This window comes from Paenibacillus whitsoniae, assembly GCF_003955665.1.
GTDB lineage: Bacteria > Bacillota > Bacilli > Paenibacillales > NBRC-103111 > Paenibacillus_E > Paenibacillus_E whitsoniae.
Window position 1 is genome coordinate 1 of the sequence record NZ_RXHU01000102.1, and the last position, 2463, is coordinate 2463.

Annotated in this window: 1 protein-coding gene; it reads left to right on the top strand. The window is 44.9% G+C overall.

Annotated features, from left to right (window positions below; all coding sequences use genetic code 11):
• Window positions 1–187 precede the first annotated feature (187 nt).
• A partial coding sequence (locus tag EJQ19_RS27970; RefSeq protein WP_164716754.1) for an S-layer homology domain-containing protein occupies window positions 188–2463 on the top strand: 2276 nt, incomplete at its 3' end.

Below are 2463 nucleotides of genomic sequence, written 5' to 3' on the forward strand. Positions count from 1 at the left end.
TCATTTTGGAAAATACTTAGCAATGAAAGAATGCATAGAGTATCGTATACTAGGTTTGTAGCCGAGGTGATAGACGATAAGCTACACGATGATCTATCAGATGAATCCAAAGTGATTCAGCAGTTATCCCATTGGTTATAAGTTTTTATAACAAAAAACTTCAAAATACAGGAGGAAACACACTCTTATGAAGAAAACATTATCCGTAGTTCTTACTTCTGCTATGGCATTCTCGATGTTCACCGCAGTTGCTTTCGGTAAAAACTCCGATGACTTCACAGATCTGAAAGATCTTGACGCTGCAACGAAAGCGAAGTTTGACGCCATGATTTCCGCTGGTATCTTCGACGGTGTGAGCGATACAACATTTGGTCTGAAAGACGAAATGAACCGCGCACAATTCGCGAAAGTAGCAGCCCTGATCATGGGTCTGGACATCAACAAAGATCTGCAAACATCCAGCTTCTCTGATGTTAGTGTATCCGACCCAGCAAACGGCTATGCACTGCCTTACATCGAAGCTTTGAAAACAGCTGGTGTAACCGATGGCTACGCAGAAGGCATGTACAACCCAGCAGGTAAAGTAACCAAAGAACAACTGGCTACTTTCTTGGTGCGTGTACTTGGTAAAGACGCTGAAGCAAAAGCACTGACAGGTACAGATGCAACGGTGTCCGGTTGGGCACAAGGTTATGTAGCGGAAGCTCTTGCTTTGAAAGTTCTTTCTAACAACGAAGACGGTACTTTCGGCGGCATGAGCAACGCAACTCGCGACTTGCTTGTAACGGGTGCTTATGAAGCGAAACAGCAATACGTACCGGCTGGTGCGGTATCCGTGACGGAAGCAAAAGCAGCAGGTGTATATAAAGTACAAGTAACGTTTAATAAACCTGTAGATACTACTAAAGCAGTGGTTGCTTTGACAAAAGGAACACTGGCTGTATCCGCGACAACAACGTGGTCTGATGACAAGAAAGTAGCAACACTGACAACTGATACACGTATCGGTGAAGGTGAATATACAGCAACTGTTTCTGGCCTGGATAATGTAGCAACAGCAAGTGCGAAGTTCACAGCACAAGATGAACAAGTTTCCAAAATTGACTTCATTAACGCTGGCGATACTGTAGCTTACAGCCACAATGCGGTTATCAAGCTGAAAGCAACAAATCAATACGGTGAAGCAGTATCCCTGGGAACTTCGAACTTCACAGCACTGGTTTCCGGTCAAGCGCCAACAAGCTTCAAAAAAGATGATGACGGCAACTTGGTAATCACAGCTGATGTAACAGGTTCCGGTATTACGCAAGGTAACGGTATTGTTCCAGTAACTGTGTACTACAACAACAGCAACGTAACGGTTTCTAAAAACTTCAAAGTAGGTACAGTGCCGATCTTGAGCAAAATTGAAGCTGGCAAAGTAACTTACTCCAACAACAGCACGAAATTGGCGGATGCTGGCGATACAGCTAACATCGCAATTAACATGTATGACCAGTATGGTAACCCGATTGTTAAAGGACAATTCGATAACAACGAAATCTTGGCTACGAACATCAACCCTGTGATTACACCGTACGAGCAAAAACTTGAAGTCGTAAAAGCAGGTTCCAGCTTTACAACAGCTGACTTCTTCGATGACAATGACAATGCACGTGTTCAAGTGAAATTGACAGGTAAAGTAGACAAAACAGCCGATTACACAGTGAACATCTACGGCGGCGCTTCTTCCGCGACAGCAACTGTAAGCGTGGGCGCAGCTAACCTGGCAACAAAAATTGAATTTGACACGTCCGCGGTAACACTTGCAGCTAACGATACAGACGTTTATGTTCCACTGAACGTAACTGACGCTAACGGCAACAAACTGAGCGCACAAGACATCGTAGATAACGCGAATGCCGGCCGCTTTAACTTCAGCGTAACCAACGGTACATGGACGATTCAACCAACAGGCACAGACAAAGGCAAGCTGAAACTGCACTTCACAGCAGCGAACACAGTTGGCGCTAAAGTATACGTGACTGGCCAAATCAGCCAATCTCAAGCAAACACATTCGTTCAAACAAGCATTCCAGTACAGGACGCTCGTGTAGTTGAACGTATTACAGTAACGGAAGAGCCGGCTGCGAAAGCTATTCTGGGTGCAAGCGATGATGTTGTGTACCAACTGAAAGACCAATACGGTAAAGACATCTCGGCGATGGCTTCCAGTATTGTTAGTGCGAATGGTCAAACATCGAACTACCGTGTAAAAGTTGAAGTAACAACGAGTGGAAGCGGCGTTGCAGCAACTCCTAAAGTTGCGCATGCAGCAGACAGCACTGTAGGCAATGTGACAACATACTACTACGACAACACACAACTTGCTGACTTCAACAAAGGATTTGACTTGACATCTACGTCCGGTCAAGAAGGTAAAGTAACGGTTAAAGCCGTGGTTGAGAAACAAACAAACGGCGG